The 14,300-nt window shown below is 45.2% G+C and carries 28 protein-coding genes; all 28 read left to right on the top strand.

What is annotated here, in order from left to right:
- The first annotated feature begins 472 nt into the window (after nt 1-472).
- The 28 genes from rpsJ (at nt 473) to rplQ (ending at nt 14,123) form a co-directional block, all read left to right on the top strand.
- Complete coding sequence (rpsJ, locus tag AB4323_RS21885; RefSeq protein WP_004736761.1) at nt 473-784, top strand: 30S ribosomal protein S10; 312 nt, start codon at nt 473-475, stop codon at nt 782-784.
- A gap of 14 nt (nt 785-798) precedes the next feature.
- Nucleotides 799-1,428, top strand: a complete 630-nt coding sequence (rplC, locus tag AB4323_RS21880) for a 50S ribosomal protein L3 (RefSeq protein WP_004736763.1) — start codon at nt 799-801, stop codon at nt 1,426-1,428.
- 16 nt (nt 1,429-1,444) lie between these two features.
- Nucleotides 1,445-2,047 (top strand): 50S ribosomal protein L4, encoded by a 603-nt coding sequence (rplD, locus tag AB4323_RS21875; RefSeq protein ID WP_004738803.1) that lies wholly within the window; start codon nt 1,445-1,447, stop codon nt 2,045-2,047.
- The gene (gene rplW / locus AB4323_RS21870) at nt 2,044-2,346 is read left to right on the top strand and encodes a 50S ribosomal protein L23 (RefSeq protein ID WP_004736765.1); all 303 of its coding nucleotides are present in this window, start codon (nt 2,044-2,046) and stop codon (nt 2,344-2,346) included. The genes rplD and rplW overlap by 4 nt, the downstream gene beginning before the upstream one ends.
- Nucleotides 2,347-2,360: 14 nt before the next feature.
- A complete protein-coding gene (gene rplB, locus AB4323_RS21865; protein WP_010435149.1) occupies nt 2,361-3,185 on the top strand; it encodes a 50S ribosomal protein L2 in 825 nt (274 codons plus the stop codon).
- Nucleotides 3,186-3,204: 19 nt separating this feature from the next.
- Nucleotides 3,205-3,483, top strand: coding sequence for a 30S ribosomal protein S19 (gene rpsS, locus AB4323_RS21860; RefSeq protein WP_004736729.1), 279 nt, complete (start codon nt 3,205-3,207; stop codon nt 3,481-3,483).
- Between the two features lie 10 nt (nt 3,484-3,493).
- Complete coding sequence (rplV, locus tag AB4323_RS21855) at nt 3,494-3,826, top strand: 50S ribosomal protein L22 (RefSeq protein ID WP_004736732.1); 333 nt, start codon at nt 3,494-3,496, stop codon at nt 3,824-3,826.
- 18 nt (nt 3,827-3,844) lie between these two features.
- On the top strand, nt 3,845-4,543 hold the full coding sequence (rpsC, locus tag AB4323_RS21850; RefSeq protein ID WP_004736734.1) for a 30S ribosomal protein S3: 699 nt from the start codon (nt 3,845-3,847) through the stop codon (nt 4,541-4,543).
- A gap of 11 nt (nt 4,544-4,554) precedes the next feature.
- Nucleotides 4,555-4,965, top strand: a complete 411-nt coding sequence (rplP, locus tag AB4323_RS21845; RefSeq protein WP_004736736.1) for a 50S ribosomal protein L16 — start codon at nt 4,555-4,557, stop codon at nt 4,963-4,965.
- Entirely contained in the window at nt 4,965-5,156 is a 192-nt protein-coding gene (gene rpmC / locus AB4323_RS21840) for a 50S ribosomal protein L29 (RefSeq protein ID WP_004736737.1), read from the top strand. Before rplP ends, rpmC begins: the two co-directional genes overlap by 1 nt.
- A complete protein-coding gene (rpsQ, locus tag AB4323_RS21835) occupies nt 5,156-5,410 on the top strand; it encodes a 30S ribosomal protein S17 (RefSeq protein WP_004736739.1) in 255 nt (84 codons plus the stop codon). Before rpmC ends, rpsQ begins: the two co-directional genes overlap by 1 nt.
- Before the next feature lie 162 nt (nt 5,411-5,572).
- On the top strand, nt 5,573-5,944 hold the full coding sequence (gene rplN, locus AB4323_RS21830; RefSeq protein ID WP_004736740.1) for a 50S ribosomal protein L14: 372 nt from the start codon (nt 5,573-5,575) through the stop codon (nt 5,942-5,944).
- A gap of 11 nt (nt 5,945-5,955) precedes the next feature.
- On the top strand, nt 5,956-6,273 hold the full coding sequence (gene rplX / locus AB4323_RS21825) for a 50S ribosomal protein L24 (RefSeq protein WP_004738792.1): 318 nt from the start codon (nt 5,956-5,958) through the stop codon (nt 6,271-6,273).
- A 24-nt stretch (nt 6,274-6,297) separates the two neighbouring features.
- The gene (gene rplE / locus AB4323_RS21820) at nt 6,298-6,837 is read left to right on the top strand and encodes a 50S ribosomal protein L5 (protein WP_004738790.1); all 540 of its coding nucleotides are present in this window, start codon (nt 6,298-6,300) and stop codon (nt 6,835-6,837) included.
- A gap of 16 nt (nt 6,838-6,853) precedes the next feature.
- The gene (gene rpsN / locus AB4323_RS21815) at nt 6,854-7,159 is read left to right on the top strand and encodes a 30S ribosomal protein S14 (protein ID WP_004738789.1); all 306 of its coding nucleotides are present in this window, start codon (nt 6,854-6,856) and stop codon (nt 7,157-7,159) included.
- Between the two features lie 29 nt (nt 7,160-7,188).
- Nucleotides 7,189-7,581 (top strand): 30S ribosomal protein S8, encoded by a 393-nt coding sequence (gene rpsH / locus AB4323_RS21810; RefSeq protein WP_017061309.1) that lies wholly within the window; start codon nt 7,189-7,191, stop codon nt 7,579-7,581.
- Nucleotides 7,582-7,591: 10 nt separating this feature from the next.
- On the top strand, nt 7,592-8,125 hold the full coding sequence (gene rplF, locus AB4323_RS21805) for a 50S ribosomal protein L6 (RefSeq protein WP_017063712.1): 534 nt from the start codon (nt 7,592-7,594) through the stop codon (nt 8,123-8,125).
- Between the two features lie 9 nt (nt 8,126-8,134).
- Nucleotides 8,135-8,488, top strand: a complete 354-nt coding sequence (rplR, locus tag AB4323_RS21800) for a 50S ribosomal protein L18 (protein ID WP_004738784.1) — start codon at nt 8,135-8,137, stop codon at nt 8,486-8,488.
- 14 nt (nt 8,489-8,502) lie between these two features.
- Nucleotides 8,503-9,003, top strand: a complete 501-nt coding sequence (gene rpsE / locus AB4323_RS21795; RefSeq protein WP_017061307.1) for a 30S ribosomal protein S5 — start codon at nt 8,503-8,505, stop codon at nt 9,001-9,003.
- 7 nt (nt 9,004-9,010) lie between these two features.
- Nucleotides 9,011-9,187: a 50S ribosomal protein L30 gene (rpmD, locus tag AB4323_RS21790; RefSeq protein WP_004736756.1), complete on the top strand. Its 177-nt coding sequence runs from the start codon at nt 9,011-9,013 to the stop codon at nt 9,185-9,187.
- A gap of 5 nt (nt 9,188-9,192) precedes the next feature.
- Entirely contained in the window at nt 9,193-9,627 is a 435-nt protein-coding gene (gene rplO, locus AB4323_RS21785; RefSeq protein WP_004736758.1) for a 50S ribosomal protein L15, read from the top strand.
- Between the two features lie 20 nt (nt 9,628-9,647).
- Complete coding sequence (gene secY, locus AB4323_RS21780; protein ID WP_004738781.1) at nt 9,648-10,982, top strand: preprotein translocase subunit SecY; 1,335 nt, start codon at nt 9,648-9,650, stop codon at nt 10,980-10,982.
- A gap of 41 nt (nt 10,983-11,023) precedes the next feature.
- The gene (rpmJ, locus tag AB4323_RS21775) at nt 11,024-11,137 is read left to right on the top strand and encodes a 50S ribosomal protein L36 (protein WP_000868186.1); all 114 of its coding nucleotides are present in this window, start codon (nt 11,024-11,026) and stop codon (nt 11,135-11,137) included.
- A 148-nt stretch (nt 11,138-11,285) separates the two neighbouring features.
- Nucleotides 11,286-11,642 (top strand): 30S ribosomal protein S13, encoded by a 357-nt coding sequence (gene rpsM, locus AB4323_RS21770; RefSeq protein ID WP_004738779.1) that lies wholly within the window; start codon nt 11,286-11,288, stop codon nt 11,640-11,642.
- Nucleotides 11,643-11,661: 19 nt separating this feature from the next.
- Nucleotides 11,662-12,051: a 30S ribosomal protein S11 gene (gene rpsK, locus AB4323_RS21765; protein ID WP_004738778.1), complete on the top strand. Its 390-nt coding sequence runs from the start codon at nt 11,662-11,664 to the stop codon at nt 12,049-12,051.
- 31 nt (nt 12,052-12,082) lie between these two features.
- The gene (gene rpsD / locus AB4323_RS21760) at nt 12,083-12,703 is read left to right on the top strand and encodes a 30S ribosomal protein S4 (protein ID WP_004738777.1); all 621 of its coding nucleotides are present in this window, start codon (nt 12,083-12,085) and stop codon (nt 12,701-12,703) included.
- 22 nt (nt 12,704-12,725) lie between these two features.
- On the top strand, nt 12,726-13,718 hold the full coding sequence (locus tag AB4323_RS21755) for a DNA-directed RNA polymerase subunit alpha (RefSeq protein ID WP_004729813.1): 993 nt from the start codon (nt 12,726-12,728) through the stop codon (nt 13,716-13,718).
- A 24-nt stretch (nt 13,719-13,742) separates the two neighbouring features.
- The gene (rplQ, locus tag AB4323_RS21750) at nt 13,743-14,123 is read left to right on the top strand and encodes a 50S ribosomal protein L17 (RefSeq protein ID WP_004729812.1); all 381 of its coding nucleotides are present in this window, start codon (nt 13,743-13,745) and stop codon (nt 14,121-14,123) included.
- Nucleotides 14,124-14,300: the final 177 nt, after the last annotated feature.

The raw sequence follows: 14,300 nt of genomic DNA, 5'->3' as shown, positions 1-14,300 counted from the left end.
GTGTTGTAGCTAAAATCTTCGCTTAATAGCATTTAGATTTTTGCACTCTCTTCATTAGAAGAGCACGCATCTGAAAAGGGGAGCTTCGGCTTCCCTTTTGTTTTCTCAAAAGAAATATTACCTTCCATCTATCTTCTTCCCTCTCGATACAAAACCAACTTCCAATAAATTGCGATTATTTTTCCAACACTACTTGCATACTAAAGTGTGATCTGTATAATGCATCGCACTGGCTAACGCTGGTTGTGAACCAATGAGCACTGAGGAGTAGGTCTTACCTAGTAATGTATACTCAGCTTATGTTCGCGGTTAATAAAAATAGTAAACTTCTTGTTTACTTCAAAAGTTAACTGACAATGCGTCCTAATTTTGGGTGCTACGGTTTCACATAAATCAATCGGCATTCTCTCGTTTTATCGGGTTTGAGTGGCGATATTGTTTGTGTAATTTTTAATAATTGGAGCTCTGTCTCATGCAGAACCAACGTATTCGTATCCGCCTTAAAGCGTTTGATTACAAGCTAATCGATGCTTCAACTGCGGAAATCGTTGAAACAGCAAAACGTACTGGCGCACAGGTTCGTGGTCCTATTCCACTTCCTACTCGTAAAGAGCGTTTCACTGTTCTTACCTCTCCACACGTCAACAAAGATGCACGTGATCAGTACGAAATCCGTACTCACAAGCGTTTGATCGACATCGTTGAGCCAACAGATAAAACTGTTGATGCTCTAATGCGTCTTGATCTTGCAGCTGGCGTTGATGTTCAAATCAGCCTAGGTTAAGGGAGATAAGAATAATGATTGGTCTAGTCGGACGTAAAGTGGGTATGACCCGCGTATTTACTGAAGAAGGCGTTTCTATCCCAGTAACTGTTGTTGAGGTTGAAGCGAACCGTATTTCTCAAGTTAAAACTCTTGAGACAGACGGCTACGCAGCAATCCAAGTAACTACTGGTGCTAAGAAAGCTAACCGTGTAACTAAACCTGAAGCTGGTCACTTCGCGAAAGCGGGTGTAGAAGCAGGTCGCGGTCTTTGGGAATTCCGTTTAGAAAACGGCGAAGAGTTTGAAGTTGGCGCTGAGCTAAACGTAGAACTTTTCAACGAAATTAAAAAAGTAGACGTTACTGGTACATCTAAAGGTAAAGGCTTCCAAGGCGCTATCAAGCGTTGGAACTTCTCTACTCAAGATATGACTCACGGTAACTCTTTGTCTCACCGCGCACCGGGTTCAATTGGCCAATGTCAAACTCCAGGCCGCGTGTTTAAAGGCAAGAAAATGGCAGGTCACATGGGTGCTGAGCGTGTAACGACTCAAAACCTAGAGATCGTACGTGTTGACGCTGAGCGCAATCTACTCCTTATTAAAGGTGCAGTACCGGGCTCAACAGGCGGAAACGTGATCGTAAAACCTGCTGTTAAAGCATAACGTCTAGGAGTAAGTAATGGAATTGATGGTTAAAGGTGCTGATGCACTAACTGTTTCCGAGACTACTTTCGGACGTGACTTCAACGAAGCTCTTGTACACCAAGTAGTTGTTGCATATGCAGCAGGTGCTCGTCAAGGTACTCGTGCTCAAAAGACTCGTTCTGAAGTATCTGGCGGTGGCGCTAAGCCATGGCGTCAAAAAGGTACTGGCCGCGCACGTGCTGGTACAATTCGTAGCCCAATCTGGCGTACAGGTGGTGTTACTTTTGCTGCGAAACCACAAGATCACAGCCAAAAAGTAAACAAAAAAATGTACCGCGGTGCTATGAAGAGCATTCTTTCTGAGCTAGTTCGTCAAGAGCGTTTAATCGTTGTTGATAACTTCTCTGTAGAAGCACCAAAAACAAAAGAACTTGTAGCTAAGCTTAAAGAGCTTGAGCTAAGCGACGTTCTGATTGTGACTGGCGAAGTAGATGAAAATCTATTCTTAGCTGCTCGTAACCTATACAAAGTAGATGCACGTGATGTTGCTGGTGTTGATCCAGTATCACTAATCGCTTTCGACAAGGTTCTAATGACTGCTGACGCAGTTAAGCAAGTTGAGGAGATGCTAGCATGATCACTGAAGAGCGTATCTTAAAAGTTCTACGTGCTCCGCACATCTCTGAAAAAGCAACTATGGCAGCTGAGAAAGCGAACACTATCGTTTTCAAAGTAGCTAAAGATGCAACTAAGAAAGAGATCAAAGCAGCTGTAGAAAAGCTATTTGAAGTTGAAGTTAAGTCTGTAAATACTCTTGTATTAAAGGGTAAGACCAAACGTCAAGGTATGCGTGAAGGCCGTCGTTCAGACGTTAAGAAAGCCTACGTTACTTTGAAAGAAGGTCAAGATCTTGACTTCGTTGGCGGCGCGGAATAACAGGAGTAGTAAAAATGGCTATTGTTAAATGTAAGCCGACTTCCCCTGGTCGTCGTCACGTCGTTAAAGTTGTTAACGCTGACCTACACAAGGGTAAGCCATACGCACCACTTCTAGAGAAAAACTCTAAGAACGGTGGTCGTAACAACAACGGTCGTATTACAGTACGTCACATCGGTGGTGGTCATAAGCACCATTACCGTGTAATTGACTTCAAACGTACTAAAGATGGCATCCCAGCGAAAGTTGAGCGTCTAGAATACGATCCAAACCGTAGTGCTAACATCGCTCTAGTTCTGTACGCAGACGGTGAGCGTCGTTACATCATTGCACCTAAAGGTGTTAACGCAGGCGACCAGATTCAATCTGGCGTAGATGCTGCAATCAAAGCAGGTAACACTCTGCCGATGCGCAACATCCCAGTAGGTTCTACTGTACACTGTGTTGAACTTAAGCCTGGTAAAGGTGCTCAACTAGCTCGTTCGGCTGGTGCTTATGCTCAAATCATCGCTCGCGATGGTGCATACGTAACTATCCGTCTACGTTCTGGTGAGATGCGCAAAGTTCTTTCTGAAGGTCGTGCAACGATCGGTGAAGTTGGTAACTCTGAGCATATGCTACGTGAACTTGGTAAAGCTGGTGCTTCACGCTGGCGCGGCGTACGTCCAACCGTACGTGGTGTAGTAATGAACCCGGTGGATCACCCACATGGTGGTGGTGAAGGCCGCACATCTGGTGGTCGTCACCCAGTTTCTCCTTGGGGCGTTCCTACTAAGGGCTTCAAGACTCGTAAGAACAAGCGCACTGACAAGTACATCGTACGTCGTCGCACTAAATAATTTATAAAGAGGAATCGCCATGCCACGTTCTCTCAAGAAAGGTCCTTTTATTGACCTACACTTGCTGAAGAAGGTAGAGAAAGCGGTGGAAAGCGGAGACAAAAAGCCTATTAAGACTTGGTCCCGTCGCTCAATGATCATCCCAACAATGATTGGTTTGACCATCGCTGTCCATAATGGTCGTCAGCACGTTCCAGTTTTCGTTACCGAAGAAATGATCGGTCACAAACTGGGCGAATTTGCACCAACTCGTACTTATCGCGGTCATGCTGCAGATAAGAAAGCTAAGAAGAAATAAGGAGTAGATGATGGAAGCTTTAGCTAAACATAACTTTGCTCGTATTTCTCCACAGAAAGCTCGCTTAGTTGCAGACCAAATTCGCGGTAAGTCGGTAGACCAAGCTCTAGAAATTCTAACTTTCAGCAACAAAAAAGCTGCTGTATTAGTTAAGAAGGTTCTTGAGTCAGCTATCGCTAACGCGGAACATAACGAAGGTGCAGATATCGACGATCTAAATGTCGCTAAAATCTTCGTAGATGAGGGCCCTATCATGAAGCGTATTATGCCTCGTGCTAAAGGTCGTGCGGATCGTATCTTGAAGCGTTCAAGCCACATCACTATTGTTGTAGCAGATCGCTAAAGACTAGGAGAGTAAGCAATGGGTCAGAAAGTACATCCTAATGGTATTCGTCTTGGCATCGTTAAGCCTTGGAATGCTACATGGTTTGCTAATACCAACGAATTCGCTGACAACCTAGACGGCGACTTCAAGGTACGTCAGTTCCTTACAAAGGAACTACAAAAAGCATCATTATCTCGTATCGTTATCGAGCGTCCAGCTAAGAGCATCCGTGTGACTATTCACACTGCTCGCCCTGGCGTTGTTATCGGTAAGAAAGGTGAAGACGTAGAGAAGCTACGCGCAGCTGTAGCTAAAATCGCAGGTGTACCAGCGCAAATTAACATCGCTGAAGTACGTAAGCCTGAGCTAGATGGTCAGCTTGTAGCTGATAGCATCGCGTCTCAACTAGAGCGTCGTGTTATGTTCCGTCGTGCAATGAAGCGTGCGGTACAAAATGCTATGCGTCTAGGCGCTAAAGGCATCAAAGTACAAGTAGGCGGCCGTCTTGGCGGTGCTGAAATCGCACGTTCAGAGTGGTACCGTGAAGGCCGTGTGCCTCTACACACTCTACGTGCAGACATTGATTACGCAACTTCTTCGGCTCACACTCAATACGGTGTGATCGGCATTAAAGTTTGGATCTTCAAAGGTGAGATTCTAGGCGGTATGCCAGCTGCTAACGCAGTAGAGCCAAAAGGCGATAAGCCTAAGAAGCAGCGTAAAGGCCGTAAGTAAGGAGTCGAACGATGCTACAACCAAAACGTACTAAGTTCCGCAAGGTTATGACTGGTCGTAACCGTGGTCTAGCTAAAGGTACTGAAGTAAGCTTCGGCGAATTCGGTCTTAAAGCTGTTGGCCGTGGTCGTCTGACTGCACGTCAAATCGAAGCGGCACGTCGTGCTATGACACGTCACATTAAGCGTCAAGGTCAAATCTGGATTCGTGTATTCCCAGACAAGCCAATTACTGAAAAGCCTCTTGAAGTTCGTCAAGGTAAAGGTAAAGGTTCAGTTGCGTACTGGGTTGCTCAAATCCAACCAGGCAAAGTTATGTACGAGATGAATGGCGTACCTGAAGAGTTGGCACGTGAAGCGTTCCGCCTAGCGGCACGTAAACTGCCTGTTAAAACTACTTTTGTAACTAAGCAGGTGATGTGATGAAAGCACAAGATCTACGCGAAAAGAACGTTGAAGAGCTTAACGCTGAGCTATTGAATTTGCTACGTGAACAGTTCAACTTGCGCATGCAAGCTGCAACTGGTCAACTTCAGCAAACTCATACTCTAAAAGCTGTACGCCGTGACATCGCACGTGTGAAAACTGTTTTGACTGAAAAGGCAGGCGCATAATGAGCGAAACTAACCGCATCCAGCAAGGCCGTGTAGTAAGCGACAAGATGGACAAGTCTATCGTTGTTGCTATTGAACGCACTGTAAAACACCCAATTTACGGTAAGTTCATCAAACGCACGACTAAAGTACACGCACACGACGAAGACAACACTTGTGGCCTAGGCGACAAAGTTGAAATCGCTGAGTGTCGTCCTCTGTCTAAGACTAAGTCTTGGACATTGGTTAAAGTTCTAGAAAAAGCGAAGATTTAATCTTTGTAATTCTATAACTTATAAGCGGCTCCAAATTATTTTTTGGAGCCGCTTGTTTTTTGTCTACCCAATTTAAAAAAAGGGTGGTACAATTCGCGTCCCTTTTAAAGAGGCAGCCCGACCCGAGAGGGTCTAGTTTTAATATTTAGCGGAGCACTAACAATGATCCAGATGCAAAGTACACTTGACGCAGCAGATAACTCTGGCGCGCGCAAGGTAATGTGTATTAAGGTTCTGGGTGGCTCTCACCGCCGTTATGCACATATCGGTGACGTCATCAAGGTTACAGTGAAGGAAGCGATTCCTCGCGGTAAAGTAAAGAAAGGTGATGTTCTGAAGGCGGTAGTAGTGCGCACCCGTAAAGGCGTTCGTCGCCCAGACGGTTCTGTCATTCGCTTCGACAGTAATGCTTGTGTATTGTTAAATGACACTACTGAGCAACCAGTCGGCACACGTATCTTTGGTCCTGTGACTCGTGAACTTCGTAACGCGAAATTCATGAAGATTGTATCACTAGCACCTGAAGTTCTGTAAGGAGCGGCAATATGGCAGCTAAAATCCGTCGTAATGACGAAGTAATCATTCTTGCTGGTAAAGATAAAGGCAAGAAAGGTAAAGTAACTAAGGTTCTGACAACTGGTAAAGTTATCGTTGAAGGCATCAACCTTGTTAAGAAACACCAAAAGCCGGTTCCGGCTCTAGGTCAACAAGGTGGCATCGTTGAACAAGAAGCAGCTATTGATGCTTCTAACGTTGCTGTTTTTAACGCGGCTACTGGTAAAGCAGACCGTATCGGTTTCCGTATCGAAGATGGCAAGAAAGTTCGTTTCTTCAAATCTAACGGCGAAACTGTTTCTAACTAATTAGAAGTAATTTGGAGTTCTACTATGGCGAAACTGCATGATTACTACAAGTCGTCTGTAGTCGCTGAGCTTACCAAAGAGTTCAGCTACACAAGCGTCATGCAAGTCCCTAGGATTGAGAAAATCACCCTAAATATGGGCGTTGGTGAAGCAATCAACGATAAGAAACTGCTAGAAAACGCAGCAGCTGATATGGCAACGATCTCTGGTCAAAAGCCACTTATCACTAAAGCGCGTAAATCTGTAGCTGGTTTCAAAATTCGTGAAGGCTACCCAATTGGTTGTAAAGTAACCTTGCGTGGTGAGCGCATGTGGGAATTTTTAGAGCGTTTAATCTCTATCGCACTTCCACGTGTACGTGATTTCCGTGGTGTTAGCGCAAAGTCTTTTGACGGTCGCGGTAACTACAGCATGGGCGTTCGCGAGCAAATCATCTTTCCGGAAATCGACTACGATAAAGTCGATCGTGTCCGCGGTCTTGATATCACTATCACGACTTCTGCGGGTTCCGATGAGGAAGGCCGAGCTCTGCTGGCTGCCTTTAACTTCCCATTCCGTAAGTAAGGGTAGGGTTACTGTTATGGCTAAACAATCAATGAAAGCACGTGAAGCTAAACGTGCAAAACTAGTAGCTAAGTTCGCTGAAAAGCGTTCTGCGCTAAAAGTTATCATTAGCGATGTAAACGCATCTGAAGAAGATCGTTGGAATGCGGTTCTTAAACTGCAATCTCTTCCACGTGATTCAAGTGCATCACGTCAGCGCAACCGTTGCAACCAAACTGGTCGTCCACACGGTTACCTACGTAAATTCGGTCTAAGCCGCATTAAGGTTCGTGAAGCTTGCATGAAAGGCGAGATTCCGGGTCTTCGTAAGGCTAGCTGGTAATTGCCACTTAATCATTTGGAGTAAATCTTATGAGCATGCAAGATCCGATTTCGGATATGCTGACCCGAGTTCGTAACGGTCAGGCAGCAAACAAAGTTGCTGTAAAAATGCCTTCTTCAAAGCTTAAAGTTGCAATTGCTGCATTACTTAAAGCTGAAGGTTACATCGTAGACTTCGCTGTTAACAGCGAAGCAAAACCTGAGCTAGAAGTTACTCTTAAGTACTTCCAAGCTAAACCTGTAATCGAGCAAATCAAGCGTGTATCACGTCCTGGTCTAAGAGTTTATAAAAATAAAGACTCTTTACCTACAGTGATGGGTGGTCTTGGTATTGCAGTTGTTTCTACTTCCAAGGGTCTGATGTCTGACCGTGCTGCTCGTAAAGCAGGTCTTGGCGGTGAAATCATCTGTTACGTAGCTTAAGGAGTAGATTATGTCTCGTGTTGCTAAAGCACCTGTCGCTATTCCAGCTGGCGTAGAGGTGAAACTAAACGGCCAAGAAGTTACTGTAAAAGGTAGCAAAGGTGAGCTTACTCGCGTTCTTAACAGCGCCGTAGTTATTGCACAGGAAGAAACCAACCTAACTTTCGGTCCGAAAGAAGGTGTTACTAACGCATGGGCACAAGCTGGTACAGCTCGCGCTCTAGTTAATAACATGGTTGTGGGTGTTACTGAGGGCTTCACTAAGAAGCTAACTCTTAAGGGTGTTGGTTACCGTGCTGCTATGAAAGGCAACTCTGTAGCTCTAACTCTTGGTTTTTCTCACCCAGTAGAGCACGCTCTACCTGAAGGTATTAAAGCTGAGTGCCCTAGCCAAACTGAGATCATCATTACTGGTTGCGATAAGCAAGTAGTAGGTCAAGTTGCGGCTGACATTCGTTCTTACCGTGCTCCTGAGCCTTACAAAGGCAAAGGTGTTCGTTACGCAGATGAAAATGTGCGTACTAAAGAAGCTAAGAAGAAGTAAGGTATCACTATGGATAAGAAAGCATCTCGCATCCGTCGTGCTACACGTGCACGTCGTAAGATTGCAGAACTTGGTGCAACTCGCCTGGTAGTACACCGTACTCCTCGCCATGTTTACGCACAAGTTATCGCGGCAAACGGCTCTGAGGTTATCGCAGCTGCTTCTACTGTAGAAAAAGCGATCCGTGAGCAAGTTAAGAACACTGGTAACGTTGATGCAGCTAAAGCAGTTGGTAAAGCTGTTGCTGAGCGCGCTCTTGAAAAAGGCGTAGCTTCAGTTGCATTTGATCGTTCTGGTTTCCAATACCACGGTCGAGTAGCGGCGCTAGCAGAATCTGCTCGCGAAGCTGGTCTGAAATTCTAAGGTAGGGTTGGAAGATGGCTAAAGAACAACAACAAGCTAATGATTTGCAAGAAAAGCTGATCGCAGTTAACCGTGTATCTAAGACGGTTAAAGGTGGTCGAATCATGAGCTTTACTGCACTAACAGTAGTTGGTGACGGTAACGGTCGCGTAGGTTTCGGTTACGGCAAAGCTCGTGAAGTACCTGCTGCGATTCAAAAAGCAATGGAAAAAGCGCGCCGTAACATGGTTACAGTATCGCTTAACGAAGGCACTCTTCACCACCCGGTGAAAGGTCGTCATTCGGGCTCTAAAGTTTACATGCAGCCAGCTGCAGAAGGTACAGGTGTTATTGCCGGCGGTGCAATGCGTGCTGTACTTGAAGTTGCGGGCGTACATAACGTACTTTCTAAAGCATACGGTTCAACGAACCCGATCAACATCGTTCGTGCAACGATTGGTGCTCTAGTAGACGTTAAGTCACCAGAAATGGTTGCTGCTAAACGTGGTCTAACTGTTGAATCTATTTCGGAGTAAGCACACGATGGCAACTATTAAAGTAACTCAAACTAAAAGCTCAATTGGTCGCCTACCTAAGCACAAAGCGTGTCTTAAAGGTCTAGGTCTTCGTCGCATCAACCATACAGTAGAACTTGAAGATACACCGTGCGTACGCGGTATGATCAACAAGGTTTACTACATGGTTAAGATTGAGGAGTAATCAGAATGCGTTTGAATACTCTATCACCGGCTGCTGGCTCTAAACCTTCTAAGAAGCGTGTAGGTCGTGGTATCGGTTCTGGCCTTGGTAAAACAGGTGGCCGCGGTCACAAAGGTCAAAAGTCACGTTCTGGCGGCTCTGTTCGTCCAGGTTTTGAAGGCGGTCAAATGCCTCTAAAACAACGTCTACCTAAATTCGGTTTCACTTCTCGTAAGAGCCTAGTGTCTGCTGAAGTTCGTCTAGCTGAGCTAGCGAAAGTAACAGGTGACGTAGTTGATCTTAACAGCCTTAAAGCTGCTAACGTTATCACTAAGAACATCGAGTTTGTTAAGATCGTTCTTTCTGGTGACCTAAGCAAAGCTGTGACTGTTAAAGGTCTACGCGTGACTAAAGGCGCTAAAGCTGCAATCGAAGCTGCAGGCGGTAAAATCGAGGAATAATCTCGAGGAACGAGGTACAGATGGCTAAGAAACCAGGACAAGATTTTCGTAGTGCTCAGAGCGGCTTAAGTGAACTAAAGTCGCGCTTATTATTCGTAATTGGTGCACTTTTAGTATTCCGAGCCGGCTCTTTTGTGCCGATCCCTGGTATTGACGCAGCTGTACTTGCCGATTTGTTCGATCAGCAAAAAGGTACCATCGTAGAAATGTTTAACATGTTCTCCGGTGGTGCTCTTGAGCGTGCATCTATATTAGCATTGGGTATCATGCCGTACATTTCGGCATCGATCGTAGTCCAATTGCTAACTGTAGTTCATCCAGCGTTAGCGGAACTCAAGAAAGAGGGTGAAGCAGGCCGTCGTAAGATAAGCCAATATACACGCTACGGCACGCTTGTACTTGCAACATTCCAAGCTATTGGTATCGCAACAGGCTTACCAAACATGGTCGACAATCTGGTTGTTATCAACCAAACCATGTTTACGCTTATTGCTACCGTGAGTTTAGTAACTGGTACCATGTTCTTAATGTGGTTAGGTGAACAAATCACTGAGCGAGGAATCGGTAATGGTATTTCCATTCTGATTTTTGCAGGTATTGTTGCTGGATTGCCTTCTGCAATCGGTCAAACAATCGAGCAAGCGCGTCAAGGTGAATTGCATGTGCTTCTTCTGCTGTTGATTGCTGTATTGTCTTTTGCTGTTATTTACTTCGTAGTTTTCATGGAACGTGGTCAACGTCGTATCGTCGTTAACTATGCGAAACGTCAACAAGGTCGTAAAGTTTTTGCAGCACAAAGCTCTCACTTGCCTCTTAAGATTAATATGGCAGGTGTTATTCCAGCGATTTTCGCATCAAGTATTATTTTGTTCCCAGGAACATTAGCGCAGTGGTTTGGTCAAAATGGTGAAAGCAGCGCGTTCGGTTGGTTAACTGACGTGTCATTAGCTCTTAGCCCAGGTCAACCTTTGTATGTAATGCTTTATGCAGCAGCTATAATCTTCTTCTGTTTCTTCTATACAGCGTTGGTGTTTAACCCACGTGAAACAGCTGATAACTTGAAGAAGTCTGGTGCATTCGTACCCGGTATCCGCCCAGGTGAGCAGACAGCGAAATATATCGATAAAGTGATGACTAGACTAACCCTTGCGGGCGCTCTATACATTACTTTTATATGTCTGATTCCTGAGTTCATGATGGTCGCGTGGAACGTTCGTTTCTACTTTGGCGGCACATCACTACTAATCGTAGTGGTAGTTATCATGGATTTCATGGCACAGGTACAGACTCATCTGATGTCACAACAGTATGATTCTGTGTTAAAGAAAGCGAATCTGAAGGGTTACGGCCGTTAATTCGGTGGTAACAATTTCGATTCCATTTACGGAGTTTAGCAATGAAAGTTCGTGCTTCCGTTAAAAAAATCTGCCGTAACTGTAAAGTTATCAAGCGTAACGGTGTCGTTCGCGTGATTTGCAGTGAGCCAAAGCATAAGCAACGCCAAGGCTAATTAGCAGAAATTTTTACTTGAAATACAAGGTAGAGTCGAGTATATTCCTCGGCCTACCTTTTGCGTGCAAAAGAAGTAGTATGCCGCAGCGTATCCATAACGGGCTTTGCTGCGGATAATTCTTTTATGAACCCCTTAGGAGTGAATAATGGCCCGTATAGCCGGCATTAACATTCCTGATCATAAGCATTCTGTAATTGCACTTACTGCAATCTACGGTATCGGTAAAACTCGCTCTCAAGCTATTCTAGCTGAAGTGGGTATTGCTGAAGATGCTAAGATCAGTGAACTAACTGAAGAGCAGATCGATCAACTGCGTGATGGTGTAGCTAAGTACACTGTAGAAGGTGATCTACGTCGTGAAGTATCGATGAACATCAAGCGTCTTATGGACCTTGGCTGTTACCGCGGTCTTCGTCATCGTCGCAGTCTACCACTACGTGGACAGCGTACTAAAACCAACGCTCGCACCCGTAAGGGTCCGCGCAAGCCGATCAAGAAATAGTCGGATAAGGTAGAGTACAATGGCAAAACAACCAACTCGCGCGCGTAAGCGCGTACGCAAGCAAGTAGCTGATGGCGTAGCGCACATTCATGCTTCTTTCAACAACACAATCGTAACTATCACTGACCGTCAAGGCAACGCTCTTGCATGGGCTACAGCAGGTGGTTCAGGTTTCCGTGGTTCTCGTAAATCTACTCCGTTCGCAGCACAAGTTGCAGCTGAGCGTTGTGGTGAAATGGCTAAAGAATATGGCCTAAAGAACTTGGAAGTTATGGTTAAGGGTCCAGGTCCAGGTCGCGAATCTACTGTTCGTGCACTGAACGCTGCTGGTTTCCGTATCACTAACATTGTTGATGCGACACCAATCCCTCATAACGGTTGTCGTCCACCTAAGAAACGTCGCGTTTAAGTTTCGTTTCTAGGAATATTGGAGAAAGATCATGGCAAGATATTTGGGTCCTAAGCTTAAGCTTAGCCGTCGCGAAGGTACTGACTTATTCCTTAAGTCTGGTGTCCGTGCGATCGATACCAAGTGTAAAATTGATAACGCACCAGGTGTACACGGCGCTCGTCGCGGTCGTCTATCTGAGTATGGCGTTCAGCTTCGTGAGAAGCAAAAAGTTCGTCGTATCTACGGCGTTCTAGAAAAACAATTCCGCAACTACTACAAAGAAGCTGCACGTCTTAAAGGCAACACAGGTGCAAACCTGCTTCAGCTTCTTGAAGGTCGTCTTGATAACGTAGTTTACCGTATGGGCTTTGGCGCTACTCGTGCTGAATCTCGTCAACTAGTTAGCCACAAGTCTATTCTAGTTAATGGTAAAGTTGTAAACGTTCCTTCTTTCAAAGTAGCGGCAAACGACGTTGTTTCTATCCGCGAGAAAGCTAAACAGCAATCTCGTATTAAAGCGGCTCTAGAAGTTGCTGAACAACGTGAAAAGCCAACTTGGATTGAAGTAGATGCTGGCAAAATGGAAGGTACATTCAAGCGTATGCCTGAGCGTTCTGACCTATCAGCTGACATCAATGAACACTTGATCGTCGAACTTTACTCTAAGTAAGGTTAAAAAAAGAGAGGACACAATGCAGGGTTCTGTAACAGAATTTCTTAAGCCGCGTCTTGTTGACATTGAACAGATCAATACGACACACGCGAAAGTAACTCTTGAGCCATTAGAGCGCGGTTTCGGCCACACTCTAGGTAATGCTCTTCGCCGCATTCTTCTATCTTCTATGCCGGGTTGTGCCGTAACAGAAGTTGAAATTGAAGGTGTGCTACACGAATACAGCACTAAAGAAGGCGTTCAGGAAGATATCCTGGAAATCCTTCTAAACCTTAAAGGTTTGGCTGTACGCGTTGCTGAAGGCAAAGATGAAGTGTTTATTACACTGAACAAATCAGGCTCAGGCCCTGTTGTTGCAGGTGACATCACCCACGATGGTGATGTAGAGATCGCTAACCCTGAGCACGTAATTTGTCACCTAACGGATGACAACGCTGAGATCGCTATGCGTATCAAAGTAGAACGTGGTCGTGGTTACGTTCCAGCTTCAGCTCGTATCCATACTGAAGAAGATGAGCGTCCTATCGGTCGTCTACTAGTTGACGCTACTTACAGCCCGGTTGATAAAATCGCTTACGCTGTAGAAGCGGCACGTGTAGAACAACGTACTGATTTAGACAAGCTTGTTATCGATATGGAAACGAACGGTACTCTAGAACCTGAGGAAGCAATCCGTCGTGCAGCTACTATTTTAGCTGAACAATTGGATGCGTTCGTAGATCTTCGTGATGTACGTGTACCTGAGGAGAAGGAAGAGAAGCCAGAATTCGATCCTATCCTACTACGTCCTGTAGACGATCTTGAACTAACAGTTCGCTCTGCTAACTGTTTGAAAGCAGAAGCGATTCACTACATCGGTGATCTTGTACAGCGCACTGAGGTTGAGCTACTTAAAACGCCAAACCTTGGTAAGAAATCTCTTACAGAGATTAAAGATGTGCTTGCTTCACGTGGTCTTTCTCTAGGCATGCGTCTAGAAAACTGGCCACCAGCGTCAATCGCTGAAGATTAATCGAAAAGTTAGAAGGATTAGGTCATGCGCCATCGTAAAAGTGGTCGTCAACTCAACCGCAACAGCAGTCATCGCAAAGCGATGTTCAGCAACATGGCTAGCTCTCTTGTTCGTCACGAAGTTATTAAAACTACCGTGCCTAAAGCAAAAGAACTACGTCGCGTAATTGAGCCATTGATTACCCTAGCTAAGACAGACAGTGTTGCTAACCGTCGTCTTGCATTTGCTCGCACTCGTGATAACGAAGTTGTGGCAAAACTATTTAATGAACTAGGCCCGCGTTTCGCGGCTCGCCAAGGTGGTTACACTCGCATTCTTAAATGTGGTTTCCGTACTGGTGATAAAGCTCCAATGGCTTACATTGAGCTTGTAGACCGCCCAGCTGCTGAAGAAGCTGCTGAGTAATCTATACTAGATTCTTAATACAAAAGCCGAGCATTAGCTCGGCTTTTTTGTGTCTGTAGAACAAGGAAAAGATAATAGAAATTGCACCATGATGTTTGGGACTTTTTGCTTGTCTTATCTGCTCCAATTTTCAAAAATGTCTCGTATCTCGTATCTCGTATCTCGTATCTCGTATCT

It is taken from the genome of Vibrio sp. 10N.261.52.C11, from assembly GCF_041471405.1.
Lineage (GTDB): Bacteria > Pseudomonadota > Gammaproteobacteria > Enterobacterales > Vibrionaceae > Vibrio > Vibrio crassostreae_C.
The sequence above is the reverse complement of the archived record's forward strand: the minus strand, read 5'-3'. Positions and strand labels throughout refer to the sequence as shown.

Coding starts and splice junctions, on each gene's coding strand:
- rplO (WP_004736758.1), top strand. CDS start 9,193: ATGCGTTTGAATACTCTATCACCGGCTGCTGGCTCTAAACCTTCTAAG.
- rplC (WP_004736763.1), top strand. CDS start 799: ATGATTGGTCTAGTCGGACGTAAAGTGGGTATGACCCGCGTATTTACT.
- rplB (WP_010435149.1), top strand. CDS start 2,361: ATGGCTATTGTTAAATGTAAGCCGACTTCCCCTGGTCGTCGTCACGTC.
- rpsK (WP_004738778.1), top strand. CDS start 11,662: ATGGCAAAACAACCAACTCGCGCGCGTAAGCGCGTACGCAAGCAAGTA.
- rplW (WP_004736765.1), top strand. CDS start 2,044: ATGATCACTGAAGAGCGTATCTTAAAAGTTCTACGTGCTCCGCACATC.
- rpsC (WP_004736734.1), top strand. CDS start 3,845: ATGGGTCAGAAAGTACATCCTAATGGTATTCGTCTTGGCATCGTTAAG.
- secY (WP_004738781.1), top strand. CDS start 9,648: ATGGCTAAGAAACCAGGACAAGATTTTCGTAGTGCTCAGAGCGGCTTA.
- rplQ (WP_004729812.1), top strand. CDS start 13,743: ATGCGCCATCGTAAAAGTGGTCGTCAACTCAACCGCAACAGCAGTCAT.
- rpmC (WP_004736737.1), top strand. CDS start 4,965: ATGAAAGCACAAGATCTACGCGAAAAGAACGTTGAAGAGCTTAACGCT.
- rplD (WP_004738803.1), top strand. CDS start 1,445: ATGGAATTGATGGTTAAAGGTGCTGATGCACTAACTGTTTCCGAGACT.
- rpsH (WP_017061309.1), top strand. CDS start 7,189: ATGAGCATGCAAGATCCGATTTCGGATATGCTGACCCGAGTTCGTAAC.
- AB4323_RS21755 (WP_004729813.1), top strand. CDS start 12,726: ATGCAGGGTTCTGTAACAGAATTTCTTAAGCCGCGTCTTGTTGACATT.
- rpmD (WP_004736756.1), top strand. CDS start 9,011: ATGGCAACTATTAAAGTAACTCAAACTAAAAGCTCAATTGGTCGCCTA.
- rpsM (WP_004738779.1), top strand. CDS start 11,286: ATGGCCCGTATAGCCGGCATTAACATTCCTGATCATAAGCATTCTGTA.
- rplP (WP_004736736.1), top strand. CDS start 4,555: ATGCTACAACCAAAACGTACTAAGTTCCGCAAGGTTATGACTGGTCGT.
- rplF (WP_017063712.1), top strand. CDS start 7,592: ATGTCTCGTGTTGCTAAAGCACCTGTCGCTATTCCAGCTGGCGTAGAG.
- rplR (WP_004738784.1), top strand. CDS start 8,135: ATGGATAAGAAAGCATCTCGCATCCGTCGTGCTACACGTGCACGTCGT.
- rpsD (WP_004738777.1), top strand. CDS start 12,083: ATGGCAAGATATTTGGGTCCTAAGCTTAAGCTTAGCCGTCGCGAAGGT.
- rpsE (WP_017061307.1), top strand. CDS start 8,503: ATGGCTAAAGAACAACAACAAGCTAATGATTTGCAAGAAAAGCTGATC.
- rplV (WP_004736732.1), top strand. CDS start 3,494: ATGGAAGCTTTAGCTAAACATAACTTTGCTCGTATTTCTCCACAGAAA.
- rplE (WP_004738790.1), top strand. CDS start 6,298: ATGGCGAAACTGCATGATTACTACAAGTCGTCTGTAGTCGCTGAGCTT.
- rplX (WP_004738792.1), top strand. CDS start 5,956: ATGGCAGCTAAAATCCGTCGTAATGACGAAGTAATCATTCTTGCTGGT.
- rpsJ (WP_004736761.1), top strand. CDS start 473: ATGCAGAACCAACGTATTCGTATCCGCCTTAAAGCGTTTGATTACAAG.
- rpsQ (WP_004736739.1), top strand. CDS start 5,156: ATGAGCGAAACTAACCGCATCCAGCAAGGCCGTGTAGTAAGCGACAAG.
- rpmJ (WP_000868186.1), top strand. CDS start 11,024: ATGAAAGTTCGTGCTTCCGTTAAAAAAATCTGCCGTAACTGTAAAGTT.
- rplN (WP_004736740.1), top strand. CDS start 5,573: ATGATCCAGATGCAAAGTACACTTGACGCAGCAGATAACTCTGGCGCG.
- rpsN (WP_004738789.1), top strand. CDS start 6,854: ATGGCTAAACAATCAATGAAAGCACGTGAAGCTAAACGTGCAAAACTA.
- rpsS (WP_004736729.1), top strand. CDS start 3,205: ATGCCACGTTCTCTCAAGAAAGGTCCTTTTATTGACCTACACTTGCTG.